The 26,049-nt window shown below is 59.1% G+C and carries 20 protein-coding genes and 6 pseudogenes; 21 read left to right on the top strand and 5 right to left on the bottom strand.

Going from position 1 to position 26,049, the window contains the following annotated elements:
* Positions 1 to 12: 12 nt before the first annotated feature.
* Positions 13 to 773 (bottom strand): IS5 family transposase gene (locus tag AYJ54_RS46770; protein WP_430641378.1). Its coding sequence is split into 2 segments (ribosomal slippage): positions 13 to 414 and positions 417 to 773, totalling 759 coding nucleotides; the frame shifts between segments, so codons are not numbered across the junction.
* 174 nt (positions 774 to 947) lie between these two features.
* Entirely contained in the window at positions 948 to 2,129 is a 1,182-nt protein-coding gene (locus tag AYJ54_RS06515; protein WP_063697593.1) for a M24 family metallopeptidase, read from the bottom strand.
* Between the two features lie 664 nt (positions 2,130 to 2,793).
* Between AYJ54_RS06515 and AYJ54_RS53865 the strand changes: the two genes are divergently transcribed.
* From AYJ54_RS53865 to AYJ54_RS06540, 5 genes are all read left to right on the top strand, one after another.
* Positions 2,794 to 3,084: an acetyl-CoA hydrolase/transferase C-terminal domain-containing protein gene (locus AYJ54_RS53865; protein WP_063697595.1), complete on the top strand. Its 291-nt coding sequence runs from the start codon at positions 2,794 to 2,796 to the stop codon at positions 3,082 to 3,084.
* Positions 3,085 to 4,040: 956 nt separating this feature from the next.
* The gene (locus AYJ54_RS06530; protein WP_136623489.1) at positions 4,041 to 4,268 is read left to right on the top strand and encodes a hypothetical protein; all 228 of its coding nucleotides are present in this window, start codon (positions 4,041 to 4,043) and stop codon (positions 4,266 to 4,268) included.
* Entirely contained in the window at positions 4,258 to 5,241 is a 984-nt protein-coding gene (locus AYJ54_RS06535; RefSeq protein WP_283808635.1) for an extracellular solute-binding protein, read from the top strand. Before AYJ54_RS06530 ends, AYJ54_RS06535 begins: the two co-directional genes overlap by 11 nt.
* Positions 5,238 to 5,504, top strand: a complete 267-nt coding sequence (locus tag AYJ54_RS53420) for a hypothetical protein (RefSeq protein WP_283808636.1) — start codon at positions 5,238 to 5,240, stop codon at positions 5,502 to 5,504. The genes AYJ54_RS06535 and AYJ54_RS53420 overlap by 4 nt, the downstream gene beginning before the upstream one ends.
* 265 nt (positions 5,505 to 5,769) lie before the next feature.
* Positions 5,770 to 5,982 carry a hypothetical protein gene (locus AYJ54_RS06540; RefSeq protein WP_063697603.1) on the top strand — a complete coding sequence of 71 codons (213 nt, stop codon included), beginning with the start codon at positions 5,770 to 5,772 and terminating at the stop codon, positions 5,980 to 5,982.
* 308 nt (positions 5,983 to 6,290) lie between these two features.
* Here AYJ54_RS06540 and AYJ54_RS06545 read toward each other — a convergent pair whose 3' ends face one another.
* Positions 6,291 to 7,838: an acetolactate synthase large subunit gene (locus tag AYJ54_RS06545; protein ID WP_063697605.1), complete on the bottom strand. Its 1,548-nt coding sequence runs from the start codon at positions 7,836 to 7,838 to the stop codon at positions 6,291 to 6,293.
* 1,167 nt (positions 7,839 to 9,005) lie between these two features.
* Here AYJ54_RS06545 and AYJ54_RS53870 point away from each other — a divergent pair.
* The 8 genes and pseudogenes from AYJ54_RS53870 to AYJ54_RS06575 all read left to right on the top strand — a co-directional run bounded on the left by AYJ54_RS53870 (position 9,006) and on the right by AYJ54_RS06575 (position 18,006).
* Entirely contained in the window at positions 9,006 to 9,143 is a 138-nt protein-coding gene (locus tag AYJ54_RS53870; RefSeq protein ID WP_430641402.1) for an acetate--CoA ligase family protein, read from the top strand.
* 814 nt (positions 9,144 to 9,957) lie between these two features.
* Positions 9,958 to 10,785 (top strand): Crp/Fnr family transcriptional regulator, encoded by an 828-nt coding sequence (locus AYJ54_RS06550; RefSeq protein WP_063697608.1) that lies wholly within the window; start codon positions 9,958 to 9,960, stop codon positions 10,783 to 10,785.
* A gap of 583 nt (positions 10,786 to 11,368) precedes the next feature.
* Positions 11,369 to 12,737, top strand: a pseudogene (locus tag AYJ54_RS06555) (IS110 family RNA-guided transposase).
* Between the two features lie 161 nt (positions 12,738 to 12,898).
* The gene (locus AYJ54_RS06560; RefSeq protein WP_161491810.1) at positions 12,899 to 13,498 is read left to right on the top strand and encodes a DDE-type integrase/transposase/recombinase; all 600 of its coding nucleotides are present in this window, start codon (positions 12,899 to 12,901) and stop codon (positions 13,496 to 13,498) included.
* Between the two features lie 458 nt (positions 13,499 to 13,956).
* Positions 13,957 to 14,094, top strand: a pseudogene (locus AYJ54_RS53875) (carboxylesterase family protein); the annotation flags it as partial.
* A pseudogene (locus AYJ54_RS53880) lies at positions 14,033 to 14,436 on the top strand (carboxylesterase family protein); the annotation flags it as partial. The pseudogenes AYJ54_RS53875 and AYJ54_RS53880, both read left to right, overlap by 62 nt.
* A gap of 73 nt (positions 14,437 to 14,509) precedes the next feature.
* Positions 14,510 to 15,430, top strand: a complete 921-nt coding sequence (locus tag AYJ54_RS51170; protein ID WP_063697615.1) for a carboxylesterase family protein — start codon at positions 14,510 to 14,512, stop codon at positions 15,428 to 15,430.
* 1,151 nt (positions 15,431 to 16,581) lie between these two features.
* Complete coding sequence (locus AYJ54_RS06575) at positions 16,582 to 18,006, top strand: porin (protein ID WP_136623491.1); 1,425 nt, start codon at positions 16,582 to 16,584, stop codon at positions 18,004 to 18,006.
* A 127-nt stretch (positions 18,007 to 18,133) separates the two neighbouring features.
* Here the strand turns inward: AYJ54_RS06575 and AYJ54_RS06580 are convergent, their stop codons facing one another.
* Both AYJ54_RS06580 and AYJ54_RS52035 read right to left on the bottom strand, forming a co-directional pair.
* Positions 18,134 to 19,177, bottom strand: coding sequence for an IS3 family transposase (locus AYJ54_RS06580; protein ID WP_245328915.1), 1,044 nt, complete (start codon positions 19,175 to 19,177; stop codon positions 18,134 to 18,136).
* A pseudogene (locus tag AYJ54_RS52035) lies at positions 19,144 to 19,296 on the bottom strand (transposase); the annotation flags it as partial. The gene AYJ54_RS06580 and the pseudogene AYJ54_RS52035, both read right to left, overlap by 34 nt.
* A gap of 279 nt (positions 19,297 to 19,575) precedes the next feature.
* Here AYJ54_RS52035 and AYJ54_RS06590 point away from each other — a divergent pair.
* From AYJ54_RS06590 to AYJ54_RS06625, 8 genes and pseudogenes are all read left to right on the top strand, one after another.
* The gene (locus AYJ54_RS06590) at positions 19,576 to 20,565 is read left to right on the top strand and encodes a sterol desaturase family protein (protein ID WP_063697651.1); all 990 of its coding nucleotides are present in this window, start codon (positions 19,576 to 19,578) and stop codon (positions 20,563 to 20,565) included.
* 146 nt (positions 20,566 to 20,711) lie between these two features.
* Complete coding sequence (locus AYJ54_RS06595; protein WP_063697653.1) at positions 20,712 to 21,035, top strand: Rieske 2Fe-2S domain-containing protein; 324 nt, start codon at positions 20,712 to 20,714, stop codon at positions 21,033 to 21,035.
* A 68-nt stretch (positions 21,036 to 21,103) separates the two neighbouring features.
* Positions 21,104 to 21,937 (top strand): sugar phosphate isomerase/epimerase family protein, encoded by an 834-nt coding sequence (locus AYJ54_RS06600; protein WP_063697655.1) that lies wholly within the window; start codon positions 21,104 to 21,106, stop codon positions 21,935 to 21,937.
* 14 nt (positions 21,938 to 21,951) lie between these two features.
* Complete coding sequence (locus AYJ54_RS06605) at positions 21,952 to 23,169, top strand: NAD(P)/FAD-dependent oxidoreductase (RefSeq protein ID WP_063697622.1); 1,218 nt, start codon at positions 21,952 to 21,954, stop codon at positions 23,167 to 23,169.
* A gap of 24 nt (positions 23,170 to 23,193) precedes the next feature.
* A pseudogene (locus tag AYJ54_RS51175) lies at positions 23,194 to 23,632 on the top strand (thiamine pyrophosphate-binding protein); the annotation flags it as partial.
* Positions 23,633 to 24,085: 453 nt separating this feature from the next.
* Positions 24,086 to 24,421: an acyl-CoA dehydrogenase family protein gene (locus tag AYJ54_RS51180; RefSeq protein WP_283808639.1), complete on the top strand. Its 336-nt coding sequence runs from the start codon at positions 24,086 to 24,088 to the stop codon at positions 24,419 to 24,421.
* A 57-nt stretch (positions 24,422 to 24,478) separates the two neighbouring features.
* Positions 24,479 to 25,249: an acetate--CoA ligase family protein gene (locus AYJ54_RS06620; protein WP_245328916.1), complete on the top strand. Its 771-nt coding sequence runs from the start codon at positions 24,479 to 24,481 to the stop codon at positions 25,247 to 25,249.
* A gap of 22 nt (positions 25,250 to 25,271) precedes the next feature.
* Positions 25,272 to 26,042: pseudogene (locus tag AYJ54_RS06625) on the top strand (carnitinyl-CoA dehydratase).
* Positions 26,043 to 26,049 lie beyond the last annotated feature (7 nt).

Raw genomic sequence — 26,049 nt, forward strand, 5'->3', positions numbered from 1 at the left:
TAGGGTCCAGACTCAATTGATCCAATAGGCGACGATGGCTGCGATGTGGACGGCAGCCAAGAAGTTTCTGGCGAGTTTATCGTAACGAGTTGCGACACGCCTGAAATCCTTGAGCCGGCAGAAGCAACGCTCGATAACATTGCGCCCTTTATAGATGCGCTTGCTGAAGTTGTGGAAGGTCACCCTGTTGGATTTGTTTGGAATGACGGGCTTGGCGCCACGATTGACGATTTCGGCGCGAAAGCCGTCGCCGTCGTAGCCTTTGTCCCCAATGAGGGCAGACATGGGCGGCGCGAGTTCCAAAAGGGCCGGCGCTGCGGCAATATCTGCGTCCTGGCCCGGAGTGAGATGAAATGCGCAGGGTTTGCAATCAGGGTCGCTCAGCGCGTGGATTTTCGTGGTCCGCCCGCCGCGCGAGCGGCCGATCGCCTGTTCATGTTCCCCCCTTTTCCGCCGCTCGCCGAGCGATGCGCCTTGATCGAGGTGGAGTCGATGGACAAAGTCACGCCATCCTTGCCGCAGCGGGCGAGCGCTTCAAAGATCGCCTGCCAATGTCCGCGCTTGGCCCAGCGATTGAACCGATTGTAGATCGTCGTGTAAGGACCAAAGTCGGGCGGGCAATCGCGCCAGCGCGCGCCACACTGAAGCATGTGGATGATACCGCTGATGATGCGTCGATCATCTTCGCGCTCCGGTCCGGTCTGGTTCGTTGGCAGATGCGGCTTTATCTGAGCCCACTGCTTGTCGTTGAGCCAGAACAGCCCCTTGCGCATCAAAGCCCCCGTGCCGAATCAGTTCGGGTGCAAGAGAATCAGAGCGCGCTAATTAGGTACAGACCCTAAGGCTGCAGTCGACCGTCTCACGACGGCTCCGATACCTGAGGGGCCGCCGAGGTCGTGCGGTCCCTGCAGTTCATAATTGGGCAAAACAGCCGTTGGGTGCTCCAATCAAAGCTCGAAAAGCTTCCGGGGTGCAGTTGTCAAGGCTTCGCTGCCGGAGTCGGTAACGCGGAATGTCTCGCTGATGGCGTAGCCGAAATCCTCTTCGACCCAGTTGCCCAGCATCACATGGAAGGTCATGTTTGGCTTAAGCACTGTCGTGTCGCCATCCCTGAGGCTCGCGGTCGGCTCCGTCCAGTCAATGCCGATCGCGTACCCACATCGCGATTCCTTCGTGAAACCCTGCTTCTCAAGCGTGCGATAGAATGCGTTCGCGACATCGCTGCAGGTCGCACCGGGCCGTACCGTGTTCAGCGCCGCCTCCAAGCCGGCGACCTCTGCCTCATGCAGGCGACGCAGACGGTCGGAGGGCTTGCCGATTATGTAAGTGCGCATCAGCGCGGCAGTGTAGCCTTGGCGGACGGCGCCCACTTCGAGATTGATCTGCGAATCTTCACGAAAGACGTCGTCGCTCCACCGAATGTGGGCTGTACCTGTGCGCGGCGAGGAGCACATGCAATAGGGCGCAATTGCTGTTCCAGGCTTGCCGTTAGCACCGCGTATCAGCGTTCCAACCACCTCGGCTGCCGCGTCCGCTTCCCGCACGCCGGGTCGTATCACGGCTGCCGCGCGCATGATCGCCGCGTCAGCGATCGCGGCGGCTTCCCGCATCACTGCTATCTCGAGGTCGGACTTAACGAGCCGGATCCAGTCTATTGCTCTGGAGCAATCCACAATCCTCGCTTTCGGCAATCTTATCGCGAACTTGTCTTGGCCCCGCCCAAACTGCTTAAGCGTCAAGAAGCCGGGCTCGAGGCCTACGCCGCGGTTTGCCAGACCGCGCTCGTGAAGAAAATCGATGATGACGTCGTAGCCGTCCTTCTCAGGGTTTGCGATCAGGTTTTCTGGATAGCCGATCACGTTATTGCGGTTGAGGAACGACTCGTGGATGGCCGCCGGCGCATCCATACGACGCATGATAAACGTCGGTTCCTCTTCCTGCATCGAGATTACAAGGCCTTGCGGGACATACGCTGTATGAGCAGTGTGACCCGAAAGGTACGTGATGTTCGCGGGACTGCTTACGATAAACGCATCGATGTCGCGTTGCGCCATCTCTTTTTTCACTGCGGCAAGCCTGCGCAGGTATTCTTCTCGCGGAAACAGCTGCGGTCCTTTGCTGATCGTCATTGTCTTTGCTCCATTCGGCTTGTTAAGGAAATGAGGAAGTGCCTGGTTAATTGTTCGCGCCGGTTTATCGGCCCGCGCCGTCGAGCAACTCCTACTGTGACCAGCTCATCCGGAAGACCGTGTCTCGCGACGATGCGCGATCCAGGGTCCCTATTGTGGGTTCTCACATGCGGTTTCCAATCAGTGTTGGGCCGCTTGCAGCGACTTTTGACCTATTGCACCGACCGGAGGTCGCTTGGCGCTAGTGCTGCGCAATCTCCATCTGGATACCAGCTCCAAAGTCGGTTCCTGCGCAGAGCGACGTTGTATTTCGGTCCGATGTTACTGCCCGCAAGCGCTGGATTTCCGCGATATGGGGCCTTTTTTAGTCGCAATTTTGCTCCCGTTGGCGAAACACGAACTTTTCAGGCGATCGAAGCTCACTCGTCTAAAATTCGAATTCGAGTGCCGTTAAGCCGATTGGGGCTCGATGCGCCTAACGTTTGGTCGGCCAATGCGAGTATCCGGGCAAAACCAGGTCAGAGCGCGCGCGCCCGCCGGGCTCCTTTTCGAAGGCGAAGGATGCTGATCTTCGAGAAACGGGAAACCCTGCCGGGCACACCCCATCGGCGTCCCTGCGCGGTCAGACGCCTCGAGGGCGACTATTCTAATCCCTCAGCCAGCATTGTCGCGGCCGATCCGGGCGACGCATGCAATTGAGATCCTCGCAGCCTTCGAAGTTCTCACCGCGATCAACTCCGCCCTGGAAGTCGACCTCTCCGGCCAGACGAATACAGAGACGGTGGCAGGCCGTTATGTAGGCACAATCGGCGGCGCCATCGATTTCCTAAGTGACCGCGTGTGTCGTGAGCCCATCGTTCCTCTGCCCTCGACGGTGGACGTGAGGGGCGTACTTCGAAGCCGAATCGTTTGGCTCCTGTCGGGGCCCGCGCCGCTTGGAGACGGACGAAGGTGACGGAACATAGCGCTGACGATTTGCGGACCTTGTCGCTCACCGAACGGGCCGCATCACTGATCGCCATCACCGGATCCGCAGTTTCAGGGTGAGCTGCGAGCGATGCGCAGGCGGACGGGTGAATTTCGCGCGGCCATCTTGAAGTCGGCGAGGCGCTTACTTGTTGTGAAGACGAGATCTCATTTTTAATCGTGAGCTTACGGCGCAATAGAGTCACCACGGTATCCAGCATATCATTGACTTGGCTGCGCTGACCGCGACTTTAGCAATAAGCGACTGCAGATGGGCTTTTCGAGGCTGATGGTCGCCCTTGCTTTCGGTCCACGATGGCGGTTGATCAACCTTAGCAGGCGAGATCCTTCAGCTAAGGCGGCTATGTAGTCTGCGATGGCTGGTCTCAACTCGATCGAAGGGGGGTTTCGTCGAAACCGCGATTGGCCGACCGAAATCACTGCAGATCAACCGGAGTACGTCCGCCTAATCGGACGCAAAGCTTCGAAAATTCCCGATTACCGCAGGATTTCGGCCGGTCGAGATGCAACATGAATAGAATTTAACCCTAGCTGACCGATAACATTGCCTAGGGGCCTAGAATACAAGCTCGTTCGCAGCAAACCGAATGTCGCTGGTAGTTGACGGCACAGTTGCGGGATAAGCGCAGGGGCCGGGAGGGTCGATGCCGGGAGAACAACGCCTTTGCGACGTTTTCGGCGTCCAGCGGACCTCCAACGGCCGCTCCGCGAGCAGATTCAGCTCGAGATTAAGCACATCCACGAGGCTCTCGATGTCACCACGGTCCATGGGACGCGTGAGCCCGAGAATGTTGGAAGACGGAGGTCTGATGAAAGACGGAGTTGTCCAGCCGCTCCCACTGAGCCGTTCGAGCGTCCAAAGGCCTTCGTCCAGTTCATCGACAAAAATATCCGGCCGCATGGGAGGTCGTGGCGATGAAAGGCATGACCTGCAAAGTGGAGGTTGCGGGCGCGAGCGACATGCAGGTGCCGATGATCAATGTCGAGGCGATCGATCGGCCGACCGTGCTGCCGTTGCGGCCTGAGCGATTTCGGCTGAGCCCGACACTGGGCACGCTGCCCGCTGTCCTCTGCGCGCCGGTTGCGCAGGTGATCTATTTGGCCGACGGTACTCGCAACCGCGTCGTGGTGAGTGGCCGTGATGATTGGTGACCAGGCTGCCGCATTTCGAAGGCCTGATGCAGCTGGAGCCGCGCGCGCGGCGCTCCCCGTCGGCAGGAGACGGTTATTCGTCGGCCGCTCGGCTCCGAACTCATGCGACGGTCCCCGCGTTCGTCAACGCCGCTTCCTTCAGGCCGGCAAAACAGGAGGAGAACGATACCATGCGGGCAACCTCGACTGTCGTCGGCGCCATTGCCGCAACCGGACTGGCGGTGACCGCACTAGTGCCGGCAGCGCCTGCATTCGCACGGGATCGCTTGACAATTGTCTCCTGGGGCGGAGCCCTGCAGATGGGTCAGCGGAAGGCTTTTTCGAGCCCTTCTCGAAGACGACCGGGATTGAGGTTGTTGAAGACGAATACAACGGCGAAGCCGCTAAAATCCGAGCCATGGTCAAGTCCAAGTCCGTGAGTTGGGATGTCGTCGACGGTTACTCGGTCTGGGTCAATCAATTATGCGCCGACGGTGTTCTGGAGAGAATCGACTGGAAGCGGCTGGGCTTTGATCGGACCAGTTCGTGGACGGCGAAACGTATGATTGCGGGGTGCCCCTCCGTCATATCTGCCACTGTCGTCGCCTATGACAGGGACAGACTGCCAAACGGCCCGAAAACCATCGCCGACCTGTTCGACACAGAGAACTTTCCCGGCAAGCGAGGGCTGTGGAAGAATCCGCAAGACAATCTCGAATGGGCGTTGATCGCCGATGGCGTGCCTATCAAAGACGTTTACAAGGTCCTCGGTACGCCCGAGGGCGTTGAGCGCGCGTTCAAAAAGCTCGACACTATTAAGAAAGACGTCATTTGGTGGACATCGGGGGCGCAGCCGGTGCAGCTTCTCGCCGATGGCCAAGTTGTAATGACCTCGGCTTGGAACGATCGCATCTCCGACGCCAGTAAGAACGCTGGTAAGCACTTCCAGATCATGTGGGATGCCGCAAAGTGGGAATTGGAAACGTCTGGGTGATCCCCAAGGGCAGCCCGCGCCTGGACGCCGCCTACCGCTTCATCGCCTTCGCTGCTTCACCTCAGGTGCAGGGTAAGCTGACAGAATACATCGCCTATCCACCTGCCAATAACGACGCGACCGCGTTTCTCGATCCGGCCGTACTGCCTGACCTTGTGACTGCGCCCGGGCGTGCGGGCAATTCCCTGCATAGTGATGCTGACTTCTGGGCCGACAAGGGTGACGAGCTTAAACAGCGATTTACCGCTTGGCTCGCGAAGTAAATCGGAACGAGGCGAGGGGAGGGCTTGCGTTCTCCTTGCCCTTCGAACGAACCGAGAGTTAAACGTCTCTGATGCACTTGAGAGTCATTTTCACTCAGCGATTTCGCTGTTTTTTCGCTGCCGTCAACTCCGAATACCAGAATACAATGCTTTGACCGAGGCAGTCGAAGTCGTGCGGACTGACCCCGCGCATTCCGATCAAAGTCGCGCGAAGCGACGTCGACGCCGACTTGTTCAAGGCGCTGCAGACGGCGCTGATGATTCCATGCTGGCCATCTTCGAGCTATCGTCCTTCATTGCGGGCGAGCGCGCGCTGGGCGTCACGAGCGCGAACTTGGTCGCCGCGGTCGATGCGCATCCAGATTTTTCCACATCAGGGACCCGGGTGCGCGCGAGGACGGCACGAAAGGGGGCTCAGCCGGAACTCTTTCCGACGGTGGCCTTCGATGTCGCCCGATGCTGCAACACTCAAAGCTAGCTAATAAATAGATTTGAACCCTCTCGGCCCCCGAAGCGGATCCCTTTGGAATGATGATTTGTAAGTGCATGCGGACGCGTCGGGGGAAGCAGGGCATGCTGCTGTGCGGGAGTCCAGTGTGCGGCAACTGGGCCGGTTATGGTTGTTGGCGATGGCCCAGGAACGATTTCACGCTACCTGCCGCGCGCAGGTGCTGGTGAGCTTACCGCCGTCCTTTCTCGAAAGCGCGGCGTAACACGCGGGAAGCGCGGCATCACCTTTGTTCAGTTTGGTCCGGCATCTTGCCCGCCAGCGGCGCTCTGCCTGCTTCACATCTGAACTTCGATCAACCTTGGTCCGGACTCGGCGTTGGCTTCGGCCAAAGCGCTGTTAAACTCGTCGGCAGTTCTCACCGCGCGGCCCGGCACACCCATGCCGCGCGCCAGCGCCACGAAATCAAGGGTCGGCCGGTCGATCTTCAGCATGTCGAGAGCGCGCTGCCCCGGCTCGCCGGCGCCGACGCCATCGAACTCGCCACGCAGAATCTGATAGATGCGGTTAGCGAACACAATCGTGACGACGTCGAGCCCTTCACGGGCCTGCGTCCACAGTGACTGGATGGTGTACATCGCGCTGCCGTCGCCGACCATGCAGAACACCTTGCGGTCCGGACAGCCGATCGCGGCTCCGATTGAAAGCGGCGTGGAGAAGCCGATCGAGCCCCCCATGTTCTGCAGCCAATCATGTGGCGCTGCCGCCGTGGTCGCCGAGAAGAAACCGCGGCCAGTACTGATAGATTCGTCGATGACGATCGCATTCTCGGGAATCGCATAAGCGATCGCCTGCGCGATGGTGGTGTGGTTGAGCGGGCCGGTCGGCTTTACCAGTTCCTGCTGCGTCTGCCGCTTGATGTCTTTCGCGCTGGCATGGAGCACGCTGGCGAGCGCCTCAAGTGCGGCGATCGAATTCTCGCCCCAGGCGGTCATGCGATGCACATTGCAGCCCTCAGGCTTCAACAGGCTCGGCTTGTTCGGATAGGCAAAGAAAGCGACCGGATCATCGGCTTCGACCAGCACGATGTGACGGAATTTCTGAAGCGTCGACAGTGCCTGCTCGATGACGTAAGGAATACGCTCGATCGAGAAACGACCTCGGCCGCGGGCCATGCGCGGGCGGAAGGTCGGGCCCATCACGGTGCATCCGGACTTGGCAGCGACACGCTCGGCCATCAGCAGTCCCTGCTCGGTCAGCGCACTTCCGGTGATCAGGAGCAGCGTGCGCTCGCCATCACTGCGCAAAATCCTTGCCGCGGTCTCGACCGCCTGCGGCGAATAAGACGGGCGCTGCTGATCGGGCCCCAGCTCGGCAATGCCGGCGGCCTCGTTCCACGCGGTATCGGCAGGCAGGATCAGAGTCGCGATCTGTGCCGGGGAACTCCTGGCCGCAGCAATCGCCGCGGCGCCATCCTTGGCGACGGACCTGGCATCCGGAGAGGTGCGCACCCAGGACGACATCGGTCGCGCTAGGCCCTCGATATCGGAGGTGAGCGGTGCGTTGTAGCCGATGTGATAACCGGCATGCTGGCCGACGATGTTGATGATACCGGAATGCGCCTTCTTGGCGTTGTGCAAATTAGCGAGGCCATTGGCGAGGCCGGGGCCGAGGTGCAGAAGCGTCGACGCCGGTGTGCCCTTCATGCGGAAATAGCCGTCGGCCGCTCCCGTCACCACGCCTTCGAACAGGCCGGGTACGCAGCGCATGCCTGGAACGCGGTCAAGCGCGGCAACGAAGTGCATTTCGGAGGTGCCTGGATTGGCAAAGCAAAGATTGACCCCGCCGTTCACAAGCGTCCGCACCAGACTTTCAGCACCGTTCATTGTTCGAGCTCCCTTAGGCGAGCAAGTGGTTTGTGCTCAATCAAACAACCTTCAACGTTTCCGCCAAAGGAACCGCGGTCATTGCTGCCCTGCTAGGCCGATACAAGAAGGTTTTCGCTGAGACAGTAATGGGCAGCGCACGTGAAGCCGAACCGCAATCCTCGAGGGTTGCGGTTCGTTAGGTGGCTTGCGAACCACGGAAAAGATCACTTCTGCTTTGCGCTGCTTTGATCCTGGAGGAAATAGTGATCTCTCGATTTGGCAGCCGCCGTGTGGTCATTGTTCGCGCCACTCGCATGTGTTCGATACGATTGCTCATTTTTTGAGGAGAGGAGCACACTCGCAAGCGTCTTTAGGACGGCCTACCGTATCGGGCCTCACTCAACGGGATAAATGTAGAGATCCTCCTAGCCGAAAAACGTCAAATTCTCTCGGTTCAGGCCAAATAACCGCGATGCACGGGGCCACCATGGGGAAATTCCGCGTTAACAGGCTTGGCGACACTTGAATGGGCCCGCCGGTAATTGCAAATGCATCGCCCGTTGGCGGGATAGACGAATGTCTGACGAATGAACGATTGTGAAAGATCGCGATCCTACACAAAACGCGAGGACTTTGAGGCCGTCCAAGGTGCCAAAGATTTGTTGGAGGCTGTCGCCGTTATAGCGGTAAGAAGCGTGCCTACGCTTGACCTCCTGAACTGCGCGTGACGTTGGCCTCACGCTGCCGAAGCTCGACGATATTATCCGTTAACATCCGGCGCCTCACTTTCGACCGTTCGAACATTACGGGCCGACGACCCGAACGATGGCGCCGCCCTTCGACAAGGCCCCCTGGTGTGTACCGTGGGAGGATCAGCTGCTGAAGAACAGGCGGTGCGTGGCAAGCACCTGGACCGGCTATTTGTGCTCTCAATTCTGGCGTCGAAGGAGCGGGTGACAAGACCCACGGCTTCGTTGTCTTCGAAGACCCGGCCGCGCGAGTCGTTGCCATCGCGGCGATGGGCCGGTTTGGCGAGACCTTCGTACGCGGGTCGACCTGGCCCCGCTCTGTGCGACAGGCGGCACCGCCTGCCAGCATACCAAACGAGGCGAAGGCCAAGCGCATGCTGGCCGAAGCTAGTATGGTCCTCGTGCCCGAGCGCGCCTGTACCACGGCCGCCGAGGCATATCCGCCGCTGAGACGTTAAGCTTCCCGGTACTGCTCAAGATCCTCTCGCTCGATATTCTGCACAAATCCGAGATCGGCGGCGTGCTGCTGAACGTGGTTAGCGCTGGCCCGCGCGCGATCGCTTCGCCACGCTAATCGAGCGCGCCAAGCAGGCCGCGCCCCAGGTCGTACTAGTGGCTAACCAACTTTCCGGTGGTGTCGAGTGCATCCTTAGCATCCGGCGCGACACGGTATTTCGGCCGCCGTGTTCGGGCTGGGCGGCATATGCGTTGAGGTGATGAAAGACGTGGCACTACGCCGATGTCTATTTCGGTGCGGACGTAGCCGAAGAGATGATTCGTTCGATCAAAGGTGCGCCGCTGCTGCTGGGGTCGCGCGGCAAGCCGCCCGTTGACGTCAAAGCACTGGCAGCGATGCTGTCGCACCTATCGGTGTACCAGTCAGGGCCGCACCCCCATAGACCTCAATCCAGTCTTTGCGCACGCCCTAGGGCAAGGCATCTTCGCAGCCGATACCATAATCGAAGTTTCGCCATGACACGGGGGCCAGTACGCTAGAGCCATTCGATGGCGTTCCGCCGCTTGACACACCGCTGTGGGTAGCCGCCGCGGGAGTTGGACGAGACCACGATCCCGTCGCTCAGCGCGGGACCACCAAGCCACCCTGATTGAATCCGATGAAGAGGTTGTGCTTTTCAACCACTCGTCTACGTTGTAAGGATGTCTCGTCGTAGACGACCGCCCGATCACTTGGCAGAATCAAGATTGCCCCTCGGCCTGCGGCACCATCTCCACATGTGTTTCGTCGAAATCCATCGAAACAACCTTCGCAAGCGCGGCATTTCGGCGCTGACTCGCCGTACGCCGCATTAAATCAGATCGAAATCTAACTACACTCCTGGTCCAGCCAGCGACGGATCATAGATCCGCGGCCAAGAGGCGGACCGCACATGACCCAGCAGCAGGTACCCGCAGTCCTCGAGCCGCACGACGGCTCAGCTGGTACACCTCTAATGTGCGCCACTCGCTCGATGCATGCCGACACGGCGCGTCGCAATACTTTGCCTTCCGTGAAAAACGCGATTTTGGCCAGACTTTCTCTGCAAGACCGCGCGGCATTAGCTCAGTTTCTTGAGCCGATCGTCCTGAGAGAAAGGATGATTCTGCAAGACCCAAAGAGCCAGCTTGATTATGTCTACTTTATCGAATCGGGGCTCGTATCATTAAGGATTGTTGGCGCGGGAAGCATCCTTGAAACGGCGGTCATAGGTCATCGGGGGGTTATCGGAGCATCGGTTTTGCTGGGAGGGCATCTTTCGACGCATCAGTGCGTAGTGTTGTTTAGCGGGACTGCCTACCGGGTTCCTGTCGAGGATCTGCGCCGGATAATCGACGAGCGTCCTCAAATCCGGGAACACCTTTTGCAGTATGTTCAGGCACTGGGCCTGCATTGCGCTCAAACAGGATTATGCGGAGTCCGGCACGATCGCGAAAAGAGGCTCGCCAGCTGGCTCTGTTTGGCGAGTGATGCTTTTGGCGCTCACGTGCTTCCAGTCACCCATGACTACCTTTCGTCCTTCCTAGGGCTGCGCCGCGCTGGCGTAACAGAGACACTAATCCGACTCCATGAACAAGGATTGGTTCGTAAGATGCGCGGCGTCTTACAGATCGACGAACGTAAGGCTCTAGAGCAAAGGGCCTGTGGTTGCTACAAGCTTATTTCGGACAGTTATGCCTCGTCTGAGTTGGCGATTTCACCAAAAGAATGCCCGCTTTAACAAAGTCATTTTTGAACCTCCTCCGAATGAGTGGACACCTGTAGTAGGCTCAGAGAGCCCGGAGGTGTCAAATGTCAGCACCTCGACGTCGATCGTTCACAGAGGACTACAAGCGCAAGGCCCTGAACTGGCGGTATCGGGCGTCGATCGATCGGGTCGATCGCCAAGGAGCTCGGTCTGCGAGACTCGGTGCCGGGCGCTTGGGGGGACAAGTTCCGACAGGAGCCGGCATCGGCGGCGTGGCGTCCACGACGCAAGCGGTGCCGATGTGGTCGGACCAGGCTTCGGAGATCGCCCGGCTACACCAGGAGAACGAACGGTTGCGGATGGAGCGCGACATTTTAAAAAACTGTCCAGCACCGTGGCGCGCCTGTGCGGCGTAGAGACAGCCTTGTGCTATCCTTGGCGGCTGGGAGGGTAGTGGCCGTTCGATTGTTGGAGGCACAATCCCCGTTAAAAAACGTGGTCCATGGGTGCATGCGAACTTGAGAGTGGTGACGTCGCCCTGGCGACGATCCCGATTAGGAAGATGACGATTGGCATAGCCCAGACCCTCCTGCTCATCATTGAATGGAGGATTGCCATGCCCAAGAAGAGGACGGCCGGCGACCGTCCGGAACTGAAGCCGGTCAACGTCGGCGCCGCTGCCATCGACATCGGATCAACGATGCACATGGCTGCGGTGAACCCCGCTTTTCACCGACGTGCCTGTGCGCTCTTTCGGCACATTCACGCAAGACCTGCATGAGCTCGGACTGGTTCAAAACGTGCGGCGTGACGAGTGTCGCGATGGAATCCACCGGGGTCTATTGGATCCCGGTCTACGAGATCCTGGAGCAGCGCGGGTTTGAGGTGATTCTGGTCAATGCGCGGTACGCCAAGAACGGCCCGGGCGCAAGACCGATGTCAGCGATGCCGCGTGGTTGCGCCAGCTTCACTCCTATGGCCTGTTACGCGGCAGCTTCCGACCTGATGCCGAGATCGCAACGCTTCGCGCGTATCTGCGCCAACGGGAGCGGCTGGTGGAATATGCCGCCGCCCATATCCAGCACATGCAGAAGGCCCTGATAGAGATGAATCTGCAGCTCCATCATGTGGTCTCGGATATCACCGGCGCAACCGGCATGCGGATTATCCGAGCCATTGTTGCAGGCGAGCGGAATCCTGACGTCTTGGCAACCTATCGGGACGCGCGATGCCATTCATCCATCGCGACGATCCGTGCGGCACTGGTCGGCAACGACCGGCACGAACATGTCTTCGCGCTGACCCAATCGCTGGAACTATACGATGTCTACCAGGCGAAGATGCTGGACTGCGACCGCAAGCTCGAGGTCCTGATCGCGGCACTGAACAATATAGGCGCAAAGCCGGTCGGAAAGCTATCCAAGCCACGCATCAAGACCAAACAGGTCAACGCGCCCACCTTCGATGTCAGGACCGCGCTGTACGGCGCGCTCGGCGTCGATCTGACTGAGATCCATGGGTTGGGTCCATCACTGGCATTGAAGCTCGTCGGTGAGTGTGGCCCCGATCTGAGGGCTTGGCCGAACGCCAAGCACTTCACCTCCTGGCTGTGCCTTGCACCAGGCGGCAAAATCTCTGGCGGCAAGGTGTTGTCCTCGCGCACACGGAGATCGTCCAGTCGGGCAGCCGGACTGTTGCGGTTGGCAGCAACCACCGTCGGGCGGAGCGATACGGCGCTTGGTGCATTCTATCGCCGACTGTCCTCACGCGCGGGTAAGTCAAAGGCGGTGACAGCGACCGCCCGCAAGATCGCAGTCTTATTCTACAACACCCTCCGGCACGGCATTCACTACAGAGACCCCGGCGCGGATCACTATGAGCAGCAATATCGCGGGCGTGTCCTCGCTATCCTTCAGCGCCGAGCCAAATCTCTGGGCTTCGTGTTACAGGCCATTCCAGGCGCCCCCGATCCGGCTGTTTCTTAGGAAGTCGATCGCGATCTTTGCCGGAACTCGGACATGACCTTCTTCATCGAAAACGATCGCGACAGCTATCCGGTACGGCCGATGTGCGCGGTGCTCGAGGTCTCGCCGGCCGGTTATACGCGCGCGAGCGCCCGGTGAGCGTGCGCGCAACCTCCAATGCTGTGCTGCTGGCCGAGAATCGACAGGTCCATCGCGAGAGCCGCCAGCGTTATGGCAATCCTCGGGCAGGGACGTGTGGCCAGCTGTGGCCGGATCGAACGGCTGATGCGACGGAATGGCATTCGGGCGATGATGGCGCCGTCAAGTCGGGTCGGCACCGCCGACAGTCGCCACGTCTGCCGATCGCACCGAACCTGATCGCGCGCGACCTCTTCGCGGCAGCCCCAAACCGGGTCTGGCTTGCCGATATCATCTACATTCCAACGGCGGAGGGCTGGCTGTACCTGGCCGCCATCATGGACCTATTCAGCCGCAAGATCCTCGGTTGGGCGATGCGGGATCACATGCGGGTCGCACTCGTCTCGTCCGCGCTGACAATGGCGCTTCGCCAGGAGCGGCCAGGCGCCGGAGATACATCATTCCGATCACGGCGTGCAGTACGCTTCACACGAATATCGCGCAGCCCTTGTCGCGGCCAACATCACCGCATCGATGAGCCCACGGCCGACTGCTTCGACAATGCCCTGATGGAGAGCTTCTTCCACACCCTCGCGACCGAGTTCGTTCATCATCGTCTGTACCGGACCCGCACCGAGGCCTAGCGTGACGTCTTCGCCTTCATCGATGACTTCTACAATCGAACCAGGCTCCATTCCGCCATCGGATATATTCCTTCGATCGACATGGAGCTAAACGCCGCCTAAACTCCTCAGGAAGATCATTTTCCACGCTTGCCGCCCTAGTGTCGGATGGTGTTGACCTGACGCCAGGATCCAGACGTCGTCCATGTACGCCCTAGAGTCATCAGCGCGCGAGGACACACCGTTCAACCGCCGCTCACATCAAGATCGATATAGTAGGCGCGCGGACGCTTACGTAAGCTCGGGGCCTGCATGTACCACGAAGCTGTCTCCGTGCTGAGCTAGACTCTCCTGTTCGCCTACTCCTCTGGAATTCTGAGATAGGACAAGATGACGACGCGCTTGGCCGACGCTCGGAGCCGACCACGAATATGTGCCCGCTGGAAGATGCAAAGAAGTGATCTACAACTCGCGTTTACAAAGGCATTCCGTACGCTACCCCGCCTGTCGGCAATTTGCGCTGGCGTGCGCCACAACCAGCGCCACCATGGCAAGGTGTGCGCGAGGCAAATTTGGCAACAGTTGCATGCAACCTGCGGTCAGCGCCGCTTCAGTGAGGATCGCCGCTGTGGAGGCGGGCAAGCGGCCGCCATTGACGCCCAGTCCACCGAAAGGCGCTGGCCTTTGAGCGAAGATTGCCTCTACTTGAATGTATGGACACCTGCCAAGGCGACAAACGATAAGCGTCCCGTGCTGGTTTACTGCACGGCGGCTCCTTCACGTACGGGTCCGGCTCCTTTGACGCCGGCGAAGGGTTGGCTTCCAAGGGCTTGGTGGTGGTCACCATCAACTATCGCCTTGGCATCTTCGGCTTCTTTGCCCATCCGGACCTTAGCAGGGAATCGGAGCACAACGTGTCGGGTAATTATCAGCTGCTCGATCAGATCGCTGCGTTGGAATGGGTGCATCGCGTATCTCTGCCTTTGGCGGAGATCCGGCCAATGTCACGGTCCATGGCTACTCATCAGGAGCATGGACGTCAACTATCTGGTCGCGACGCCACTCGCGCGCGGTCTGATTGCTCGCGCCATCGCTTCGAGCGACGCAGACATGTGGCAGAGGTCGCCCTCGAATTGGACGTGGCAGAAGTCGTCCTCAATTTTGATGCTAAAAGATGCGGAAGAGGTTGGTGTGAAGTTCGCGGCCGAGCACAGGGCGAAGGGCATTGCCGAACTGCGCGCGACATCGGCCGCGGATCTAGTGCAAGCGAAATTCAGCTTTCGTCCGGTTGTTGATGGCTATGTCTTGCCCGTCGATGTTTATACAACTTTCGAAAGAGGTACGCAGCAAGATGTACCGACGATCGTCGGCTGGACCTCCGGAGACGGAACGATGTTCCGAGACGACTCCGGAATGCCCACCAAAGCGGCCGAATTCCCGGATGCGGCACGCAAACGATTTGGGCCAATGGCAGACGAATTCCTCAAAGTCTTTCCGGTGACGTCAGACGCTGATGTACCAAACGCCCAGGCTGCCATCGTGTCCACCGACTGGATGGGGTGGGTCTCGCGCGCCTGGGGACGACTGCAGGCGAAGACCGGAAAGAGCAACATCTATCTCTACTATTGGGACCACATGCCGCCGGTAATTGAAGCCTCAAAACGCTTCGGCGCATTTCACGGGTCAGATATCGTTTACGAGCTGAATACCCTGGATACGTCGAATCCGCCCTGGAGGCCGGCAGATCGGAAACTGGCCGACGTAATGTCGTCGTACTGCGTCAACTTCGCAAAGACAGGCGATCCCAACGGCCCAGGACTTCCACGGTGGCCGAATTTCACCGCGGGTAGTGAGCAGTCCATGGGTTTTGCTGAGACGATCGCCGCGATACCGACACCGCAGAAGCAGGAGATCGACTTCTGGGACGATTGGTACGCAATGCAGCGTCAATAGCAGATCAGTGGCGGCAACCAAGGTGACTCATCGCCACCCTTCTAAGTACGAGTGGCCGACGAGCCTGTTCGCGAGGCCGATCCCCCACCGCATGCTCTCGTCGAGCCCTTCTCAGGGCACTCAACGCGGAGCGAGCTCTCTCGTGCTCCGTGGCTGACCTCGCAGGACCTTCAGCGCACTCAAGGCGATTTCGCCGTCGAACTTAAGACTAGATGCGCCTTGCAATGGCTCGCGGTCTTCACGAAATTGCGGCGCTTGGCTATCCACAGGCCTCCGCTATCGACTTCGGACGCCGCACCGCACTTTAGGCGGCAGCAGCTAAGGTATCCGAATCAATCGCGGCCACACTGAACGCAAAGGCGCACGGCGGTGGCAGCAACGGATCGCCGTCGCAGGACCCGTGCCTTGTTAGATGGTCGATCGAGCTGCACTTCTCGCGAACTCAACGGACTCACTTTGGCATGCGGTACCTGCTGCTCGGCAATTGCAGTCCTTACAGGCCTTGTCCGTTTCTATCGATGTCCCACGACACAAGTCGATTCCACCTGCTCAACCGGATTTACATTGCCTCCGATGCTTCCGCAGCGTTGTAGAGCCTAAAGCTGAAAAGCGAACCGGACGTCCCTTAACACGTGAACGAAAACGATTTTTTTGTCGACCACTGGTAGATGGCGTCAATGAATGTTCCTTCTAGTCGCCAGTTCTAGTGCGCGATACGGACGCTCGTGATGCAAAAATATCACGCCGCAGGCGCAGACTAGTTTCCGCGGTCCGATACGTACTGAGTTTGTCAGCCGCCGAGGGGATGCAGTCGGCTAGGCTTAATCCGCGTGTCATGGGGCGCTGCGCGATGCCTGCTGCGATATCACGAAAGTCCCAGTCAATGGTCCAGACGTGTCTTCAGATTGAGAAAGCAACGGTCGCGATTTCGGCTGCCCCAAACAGATGGTCGGTGGCGGACCCTAACGGCCGGTTTGAAATGGTAGCCGTCGCCGTAGAAACCGCACGCGAACTGATGGGGTTGGCCTAGGCCAACAGTGCTGTCCAGACTCAGAACGATGGGTGCTGTTATGACCTGATCCTAACAAAAGAACGTAATCCAGCACCATGTATCGAGCATTGATTAACTTGCTATGAAGGGGGACGTATTGATGACCATTGAGAGACAGGTTGCAAAAGGCGTAATTTGTGGGCTGGCCATTGCTGGCTTGACCGTCGCTGCACAGGCGGCGGATTTGAGCGAGGTTGTGAAAGCTCCTCCAAAACTCCCTGATACGCTGACCTGGAACGGTATCACGCTCTACGGCGCGCTTGATGTTGGATACGCCTATTCAAACAATGCTGCTCCGATCGGCAATTACTTCGCGGGCGTGAACGCGAACGTCTTCGCAAGTCCTCCCGGGCGAGGACCAATTTCGACTATTAATACGCAAGGTTATTCGTTCGTCGGTCTCAGAATCGAGGAACCCCTCGGATACGACTGGAAAGCAATCGGCAGGATTGAAACCGGCTTCGATCCGCTGACCGGCCAAATTAATGACGGCTGCAAGACTCTGGTCGACAACAATGGAAAGCCGAACAGCCAGCAAACGACAAGCGGCGACTCGAATCAATGTGGCGGGCTCACTCGCCAAGTCTGGGTCGGAGTAAGCAACAAAACTTACGGGCAACTGCAGATTGGCAGAAACAATTCGCTCGCTGCAGATTCCATATGGGGTTTCGACCCGGTGGTTATCGCCGACTTCTCGGCGATTTTGTGGGGGCTTGGATTTACCGCCGGCACGGGAGCTACTGAGACGACCAGGTGGAACAACTCAGCCAAATACGTTTATACGAATGACTTTCTTCACGCGGGAGTTATGTTCGCCCAAGGACAACACCAGGGCTCGTCCCTCCATGGCGATTCCTATGCAGCGAACTTCGGTTTTAACTGGCAGGGGCTCTATGTCGACGCGGTATATACCGCGGAGCGAGACGCTGTGAGATCCGGCCTCTTTGGGGTTGGTGGATGCGGCGTGGCAGGCACCCCGAGCTGCGGTACTCTTAGTGTTACCGGACAGAACACGGACGCGTGGGCTCTCATGGGCAAATATGCCTATGATTTTACTGCGGGTGCCAAGGGAGCTCCTCTCAACAGGCTCACGTTTTATGCGGGCTATCAGAACATCACATATTCGAATCCGTCTGATCCGCTCTCCATTGGAGATACGACAGTCGGCGGCTATATGTTCGGTGCGGTCAACAACACCGCCTATTCCTTTGACCACAAGCGTGTTGGATTTGCATGGATTGGCGCGAAGTATGAACTTGGCGGCTGGGCGGTCTCGGCTGCATACTACCGCGCAATGCAAGGCTACTATCAGGGGAACGCCACTGCCACGCCGTGCTCGACCAACGCCCACTCGTACTGCTCAGGTTCCTGGGAGACCGCGTCCCTCTCTGCTGTTTACAGTTTTGACAAGCACTGGGACGTTTATGGTGGCGTTGTTTGGTCGAAGCTCAACGGCGGCTTTTCCGCTGGTTACGATGACCCAGAGACCACTACCTTCCTGACGGGCGTAATCTTGAGGTTCTAATAGCGCCCGATCTGTCGGCGCGCCCGGCAGCTAGGCTCTCTTCTGCCTATGCATCGTTCCCTGGGGACTTACCAAGCGTCCCCAGGGTGACCTGCCACTGAACTTTCATCCAGCAGCGGTTAGAGTCTCAGGGTTTTGTACGCCAAGTGGCGCGGGTGGAGCAACGGACGATCGGCGGAGCTGGTCGGGGTTGCGCAGCCGATCGTCCGTTGCGGTGAGCTGGGCGGCATAGGCCGCGGGTCAGGTATTTCAGCGACGAGTGAGGCCGCCGGATATTGTAGTCGGCGACCCAGTTGGCGATCTTGGCGCGGGCGTCATCGAGATCGAAGAACAGGGTCTCGTTGAGCAGTTCATCGCGCATCCGGCCATTAAAACTCTCGATGAAGCCGTTCTGCATCGGCTTTCCCGGCGCGATAAAGTGCCAATCGATGACCGTGTCCTTGCTCCAGGCGAGCATAGCGTTGCAGGTGAACTCGGTGCCATGGTCGGACACGATCATTCCTGGCTTGCCGCGTCGCTCGACGATTGCCGTCAGTTCGCGGGCGACGCGCCGTCCTGAGATCGACGTCTCCGGAATGGCGCCCAGGCATTCCTTAGTGACGTCGTCGTCGATTTTGAGAATGCGGAAGCGCCGGCCGTTGGCGAACTGGTCGTGGACGAAGTCCAGCGACCAGCGCGCGTTGCGCCTCGCCTCGATCAGGATCGGGGCACGGGTCCCCATAGCTTTGCGGCGAGCCCGCCGCTTGCGGACGGTGAGCCCTTCCTCGCGATAAAGCCGGTAGATCCGGTTGATCCCCGAGGGCTCGCCCTCCCGTCGCAGCAGGACGAACAGGCGGCGGTAGCCGAAACGCCGCCGCTCGTTGGCGAGATCGCGCAACCGGCCGCGCAGAGCCGCATCCGCAGGGCGGCCAGAGCGATAGCGGATCATCTTCCGATCCGCGCCCACGATCGAGCAGGCCCGCCGTTCCGACAGGCTCATGACGGCCTGCAGGTGCGCGACCGCAGCGCGCTTGGCGGCGGGCCCTACCATTTTTTTGAAAACAGCTCGCGAAGGGCGGCCGTATCGAGCATCTGCTCGGCCAGAAGTTTCTTCAGCTTCGCGTTCTCCTCTTCCAAGGCCCTCAGCCGCTTCGCCTCGGAAACGTCCATGCCGCCGAATTTGGCCTTCCAATTGTAGATCGTCGCTTCGGAGATCCCATGCTTGCGAGCCAGGTCAGCCGTCTTCCCCCCAGCCTCATGCTCCTTCAATATCGCGATAATCTGCTCTTCCGTGAACCTTACTCGCTTCATCTGTCCGTCCTTCTTCGGGCCCGGACTCTAACTCCTTCTGGAGGAAATACTCAGTGGCAGGCCAAACAGACGCAGAATTTCGGCTGCATGACGTCCGCCTTTAGGTGATTTCTGCTTTCGAATTGTGCGAGCTTGCCGATAAAGCGTGGATACGTTGGCGCCCTTGCTGTACCGCCCTGGCGCACCCTACGGAAAAAGTCTGACGCATCTGACGAGCGTCGCGGAGGTTGCGCATTCAATTGCGCGTGTCAGCGGTGCTGCAACACAATGGAGACAGTCGTGGACGACACCATGTATGGCAGGCGTGACAAACGGGGCAACTGGGAGCCCAACAATCGGTCGATGCGCACTCCTCCGATCTTCGTCTGGCCGATACGAGTGAAAAAGGTCTTGGTTTGGCTGCCAGGATATATTTGGCCATATAACACGATCTACTTTGTAATCACGCTCGTTGCTTGGGGGCTGACGCCCTCGCTAGAAGCGATGCGCGATTTCGAAGTCGGCTGGGTTTCGCTGATTCTCCTGCGCAATGCGGTGCTGACGCTGCTAGTCTATGGCGGCCTGCATACTCTCCTTTACATTCAGCGGCGTCAGCAGACTGACTTCAAATACAATGTAAGGTGGCCTGATACTAACAATTCGACATTCCTGTTTGGAAGTCAGACCGCCGAGAATGTTTTTTGGTCGATGTGCAGCGGTGTGCCGGTGTGGACAGCGTACGAGGTGTTCACCTGGTGGGCGTTCGCCAATGGTTACATCCCGTATGTCGATTTCCGACAACACCCGATCTATTTCATCGGACTGATGCTCTTGGTGCCGCTGTGGACTTCGTTGCACTTCTATTTAATCCATCGCCTGATCCATATGGGGCCGCTCTACCACCTTGTCCATAAACTGCATCACAAGAACGTTAACCCGGCGCCCTGGTCGGGGCTGTCGATGCACCCGGTTGAACACCTCCTCTACTTCTCCGGTGTGTTGATTTACCTTGTAGTGCCCTCGCACCCGCTGCATGTAGTATTTTACTTGATTCGTCAGGCGCTGGGGGCGGTGCAGGGACATTACGGATTTCATCGGATCGAGACGGTCGACGGGAAGTACTTCGAATCGGACCACTACTTTCATTACCTGCATCACAAGTATTTCGAGGTGAACTACGGCACTGAGCTCGTTCCGCTCGATGCGTGGTTCGGCACGTTGCATGACGGCTCCTCGGAAGCCGACGAGACGATGTACAAGCGAGTGAAGGCAAAGAAGTACGCGCGTTGATATTACAGCGGCGCGTCATCTTCGGCCGACACTTCTGCGCGGTGCACATGTCGGTCGCTGGTTTGCGACGATGGGCAGAACAAATTAAGACCGCAGTTCGCCCTGCTGTCTCGACCGTTATGCAACAAGAAGGATCAGAGAAAGCCATGTTAACGACCACAAGAGATTGGGTCGCGGTCTGTGCTGCTGATGCATTAGCGCCCGAAGGGGTGCTCCGCTTCGATCATGGAGAGCGCACGTTTGTGATTATTCGTTCGCCGGAAGGCGAGTACTTCGCGATTGACGGCCACTGCTCTCACGAGAAGGTCCATCTCGTGGGCGGCATTGTAGATGGTCATATCATCGAATGCCCGAAGCACTTCGGAAGCTTCGATTATCGAACCGGCGAGGCGCGTACGCTGCCCGCCTGCATTGACCTGCAAAGCTACGAGGCCAGGGTAAACGACGGCACCCTCTTTATCAAAATTTGAGCGGGCTATCACCGAGAGACAGCACAGTGTCGAAGCAGAAGTTAATTGTACTGCAGTCGCTCTGGGCGATGGAGCGGCGTCATCCGGACGCAATCGAGCGCTCCATCGAGCATAACCTGGCGATGATTAAGGAAGCTGGGTTCGACGGTATCAGCGCCTCGTGCACGAATCTCGAACGTGTCGCTGTGATGGCACGTGCCCTGACAGGCACCGGACTGGCGGTCGAGGGCAACTGCTATCCGCGGACGGTCGACGACTTGAAGGCCGCGATTGATCTCGGCGGTCAACTGGGCGCCCTGCACCTCAACGTGCAGCCCGACGTCCGCCCGCGCCGCGTTGCGGACTGCATCCCGCTGCTGGAAGGCTGGATTAGAGTAGCACAGAACGTCGGCATGCCCATCTACTTCGAGACGCATCGTAACAGGATGACGACCGACCTCCTGTTCACACTCGATCTCATCGATCAAGTTCCTGCGATGCGTATCCTGGCGGACCTCTCGCACGTCTTGCTTGGCCGGGAGTTCTGGTATCCGATCTCTGACGAAGACGAAGCGTTGGTGCGGCAGGTGCTTGACCGAACGTGGGCATTTCACGGCCGCGTCGCATCCCGCGAGCAGATACAAGTAGAGATAACGTTTCCGCAGCACAAGATTTGGCTTGATCTGTTCGTACGTTGGTGGGAATACGGCTTCAGAAGCTGGCGAAGGCGCGCCTGTGCGGACGCGATTCTCTCTTTCGCGTGCGAGCTCGGGCCGCGGCCCTATGCAATCACTGATCGCGAGGGCAACGATACCACCGACCGCTGGGAGGAAGCTCTGTTGATCAAGTCAGTCGTGCGCGACCTATTCGAGCGGACCGCAGTCGACGAACAACTTTCTATCGCACGCGGTTCGGTTGATTGAACGACGAACCGACAATGGTCATCGTCGGAGCGGGCGAAGCCGGCACAGCCGCCGCGATTGTCCTGCGCGAGCGCGGCTGGCGTGGCCGCCTCGTCCTGATCGGCAACGAAACTATGCTGCCATATGAGCGGCCGCCGCTATCCAAGGCGATCCTGGTTGAGGAGAGAGAGCCTGGGCCCAAGCTGCTCGTCACGCCCGAGCGCTTGGCGGAATTGGGAATTCATTATCTCCAAGGGAGGAGCGTCGAGTGGATAGATCGCGCGACACACACGCTCAAACTGTCGGATGGGTCGTTACTAGCCTACGAACGACTGCTGTTGGCTACCGGCGCCCGTCCCCGAAATCTGAGCATTCCGTTCGACGCCGGAAGTAGAGTGGCGACGCTGCGCACGTATGCGGATGCATTGGCTATCCGCCAGATGATTCGCAGAGGGGGTGAGGTGGTCGTGGTAGGCGGCGGCTTCATCGGGCTTGAGGTTGCCGCGAGCGCGGTGTCGAGAGGCGCTTCAGTAACTGTGGTCGAGGCCGGCCATCGGCTGCTGACGCGGGCAGTCCCGCCGCCCATGGCCGAACTCATACGGACCAAGCACGAGCGTTTGGGCGTGCGCATCGAGACTGGCGCCGTGGTGGAGCGTATTGATGCCAAGGAACGACGTTCTAAGGTCGTGCTCGCAGATGGCCGTACGCATCTTGCCGATCTAGTGCTCGTTGGAGTCGGCGTCGTGCCAAACGTTGAGCTCGCGGAAACGGCCGGATTGGTTATCGACAACGGGATCGCGTTGGACGAGACGCTGGCGAGCTCGGATCCGCACATCTTCGCGGCTGGCGACTGCTGTTCGTTCCCACATAGCTTGTATGGCGAGCGGATCAGGCTGGAGGCATGGCGCAACGCGCGTAGGCAAGGTACAGTGGCCGCAACCAACATGCTGGGCATGAGACGTCCCTACGAAGATGTGCCCTGGTTCTGGTCGGATCAATACGACGAGACCCTCCAAATCGCCGGTCTCCGTCGCGAAGAAGACGTCCCGGTTGCAAGAAACCTCGGTGCGAAAGGCCAGATCTTCTTTTATCTAGCCGCCGATGGACGCCTTGTCGCCGCATGTGGCTTCGGGAGCCTGGACGCGATCGCGAAACAAATACGTTTCGCCGAGATGATGATCGGCAGGCGGCTTGCTCCCAACGCGGACGCGCTCGCGGACCCGACCATCAACTTGAAATCGCTGCTGGTTTAGGAATACGCACTAAAGCGGCACGGAATTGAGGTCACCTTCGGGCAGAGCCTTCCAAGCATGCTCCAACTTGCCTGTGAGGAGGCTGGGATTCGGCAGATCGCGTACCGGACTGAGAACGCGGGCGGATGCATGGCCGACGCCTTTGCTCGCGTTTCGGGAAAGCCCGCCATCGTCACGGCGCAAAACGGGCCCGCAGAGACTCTGTTAGTCCCGCCGCTGGCTGAGGCTCTCAAGGCCTCGATTCCCGTGATTGCGTTGGTACAAGAGGTCAGCCGGGATCAGGCAGACCGAAACGCGTCCAAGAGTTCGACCACGTCGGACCCTTCTCTTCCTGTGCAAAGTTCGTTCGACGTTCGTAACAGCGTCGCGTATCGAAGACTACATCGATATGGCGTTCGTTGCCGCCTGCACTGGTCGGCCCGGCCCAGCGGCATTCCTGCTGCCTGCCGGCCTGCTTCTCGAATACGAGACGACGCTACGCGCGCAAAAGCGCTTCAAAACGCGGGCGAAGAAAGACGGCGACGGATGGATTCTGAACGGCGCGAAAGGCCTCGTCCTCACGGTGATACAACTGACAAGATTGTCGTCTCAGTTCGAACGGCCGGAGAGACCCGGGAGAAGGCTGGAATCGGCCTCTTCGTGGTGGATTCCGGTGCGCCGGGTGTTACGCGCCGCGGCTATCCGACACAGGATGGTCTGCGCGCGGCTGAGATCACGCTCGAGAATGTACGCATTGACGCAGTCAATCTCATTGGCGATCCGGCTGGGGCCTTCCCATTCATCTCGCGGGTAGCCGACGAGGGGCGCCGCGCTATGTGCGGAGGCCGTCGGCTGCTTTGACAAGATGCAGGCTATCACCCTCGAATATCTAAAAACGCTCGAACAGTTCGGCAAGAAGATTGGCACTTTCTAAGCGCTGCAGCATCGAGCTGTCGACATGTTTGTCGAATTGGAGCAGTCGCGCTCGATGGCCATGTACGCCGCGATGATGGTGGGAGAAAGCGACTCGACCGAATGCGAGCGCGCGATTTCGGCCGCAAAGGTCCAGATCGGTAGGTCAGCGAAGTCGATCGGCCACGAGTCGATTCAGCTCCACGGCGGCATCGGAATGACCATGGAGTACAGTATTGGTCATTTTTTCAAGCGTGTAACCATGATCAACACGCTGTTCGGCGACACCAACCATCACCTGGCACGGCTTGCCGCGCTCGAAGGGATGGACGGCGAGCAAGCGCTCGAACCTCTGGCATAAGTGAACCGGTGAAATTCGCACGTCGCGGTGCGGTCGCCATCATTACATGCAGGACAGTTGATCGCGCGCGGCGTTGTGCCGCTCCTCGGCGTTTCGGAAGCTTTGGATGCGGCTCAGGCGGCGGGCTCCATCGGCAGGTTCTGGCTCGAGCCGCAGGCGCAGCCGGTCGACGCCACGGCTGCCGACGCATCGACTGGCAAATGTGTGACGCTCGACGAAGCCCAAGCCAAAGCGATGCTGATCAGAGCCGGCCTTCCAGTCCCGAAAGGCGAACGCGCCGGTAATGGCTTGGACGCAGTGGCGTCTTCCAGGCGGCTCGGCTTCCCAGTAGCGCTGAAGGAACTTGGTGTCGCTCACAAATCGGAAGTCGGGGCGGTGCGGCTGAATCTAAAGGAGGCCGAAACCGTCGGCAGCGCCGCTCAGGATCTATCGCCTCTTGGCAGCGGGCTCTATGTCGCACGCATGATAAGCAATGGCGTCGCCGAATTGATCGTCGGCGTTACCCACGACCCGAAGTTCGGCGCGGTGATAATCCTAGGTACCGGCAGTGTAATGGTCGAGCTCTTAAGCGACAGTGTCACCCTTCTGCTGCCGGCGACGCGCGACGACATTGAAACGGCACTGCGCAGCCTGAGGCTCTACCCGCTGCTCGAAGGCTATCGCGGTCGGCCCAAGGCTGATGTCAAGGCGGCGATTGATGTCATCGCGGGCATTGCCGAGTTCGTTCGGAAGCATGCCGGCGAGATCGAGGAGCTCGACATCAATCCGCTGATCGTCTGTACAGAAGGCGAGGGCGCCTGGAACGCCGACGCGCTGCTGGTGTTGTGAGGAAAGAAAGGGGCAAACAGGAATGGCTGACGTCATTACTACCCGCTATGAAGGCGCGATTCTCAAGGTCACACTCGACCGGCCGAAGGTCAACGCCATTGCCTGGACGACCTCGCGGCCGATGGGCGACACATTCAAGGCGTTTCGAGACGATCCGAACCTGCGCGTCGCCATCGTCAAGACCGCTGGTGACAAGTTCTTTTGCGCAGGCTGGGACCTGAAGCCCGTGGCCGCCGCCGGCAATGCAACCAGCAACGATTACGGCGTCGGCGGCTTCGGCGGCCTGCAGGAACTGCGCGATCTCAACAAGCCGGTGATTGCTTGCGTCAATGGCATGGCGGTCGGCGGAGCTTGCGCTCTCCTGCGACCTGATCTACGCGTCTGATCCTTCCTCCTTCGCGCTGCCGGAGATCCGCGCCGGCGCCTTGGCCGACGCGGCATCGATCAAGCTGCCGAAACGTATTCCTTATCATATCGCGATGGAGCTCTTGCTTACCGGGCGCTGGATGGATGCCGCCGAGGCGCATCGGTGGAGGCTGGTCAACGAGGTGCTGCCCAAGGAAAAGCTGGAGCAGCGCGTCTGGGAGATGGCAAAGTGGCTCGCCGGTGGCCCACCGCTGGTATTTGCCGCCATCAAGGAGACGGTGCGCTCAGCCGAGGCGCTAACTTCCAGGATGTTATGAACAGAGTCTCACGTCGGCAGCTCGTAGACACGCTCGCCAATTCTGAGGATAGCGTAGAAGGCCGCCGGGCCTTTGCCGAAAAGCGAGATCCGGTTTGGAAAGGTAGATAGTGGTATA

This window comes from Bradyrhizobium centrolobii (genome assembly GCF_001641635.1).
Taxonomy (GTDB): Bacteria; Pseudomonadota; Alphaproteobacteria; order Rhizobiales; family Xanthobacteraceae; genus Bradyrhizobium; species Bradyrhizobium centrolobii.